The sequence below is a fragment of the Streptomyces murinus genome, assembly GCF_002154555.1.
GTDB classification, from domain to species: domain Bacteria; phylum Actinomycetota; class Actinomycetes; order Streptomycetales; family Streptomycetaceae; genus Streptomyces; species Streptomyces murinus.
Genome location: NZ_MUNF01000997.1, coordinates 1 through 620 on the forward strand (window position 1 = coordinate 1; position 620 = coordinate 620).

The window sequence follows — 620 nt, forward strand, 5'->3', positions numbered from 1 at the left end:
CCGGCCGGGCCGAGGCTCAGCGGGGTGCCCTTGCCCTGGTGCACGAAGCCGGACTTGTAGAAGCCGATGAGGGCGATGAACAGGCCGATGCCCATGGTGATGCCGTGCTTGAGCGCGAGCGGGATCGCGTTCATGATCATCTCGCGCAGGCCGGTGACGACCAGCAGCATGATGACGACGCCGTACAGCACGCACATGCCCATCGCCTGCGGCCAGGTCATGTCGGGCACGACCTGCGCGGACAGCACCCCGGAGACCGAGAGGCCGGCGGCGAGCGCGAGGGGCACCTTGCCGACGAAGCCCATCAGCAGGGTGGTGAGGGCCGCGGCGAACGCGGTCGCGGTGATCAGGGCCTTCTGGCCGAGGGTGTCGCCCTGGACGTCCTTGCCGGACAGGATCAGGGGGTTGAGGAGGAGGATGTAGGCCATCGCCATGAAGGTGGTGACCCCGNNCGGCCGTGGTCCTGGGCTCCACTGATGGGTGGGTCATGGTGCCGTCTCCCAAGGTTCACAGGGGCACCCGGTCAACTCCTTTGAGCTGAGCGGGATTTGGGATGTGCACGTAACCCGGGGGACGGCCCGGTGTGGCACGTATGGGGGGGTGGGGCTGGGTGGGGCTGG

Annotated in this window: 1 pseudogene; it reads right to left on the reverse strand. The window is 68.3% G+C overall.

The window, feature by feature from the left end:
• Positions 1-449: pseudogene (locus tag CCN72_RS37215) on the reverse strand (solute carrier family 23 protein); the annotation flags it as partial.
• Positions 450-620 lie beyond the last annotated feature (171 nt).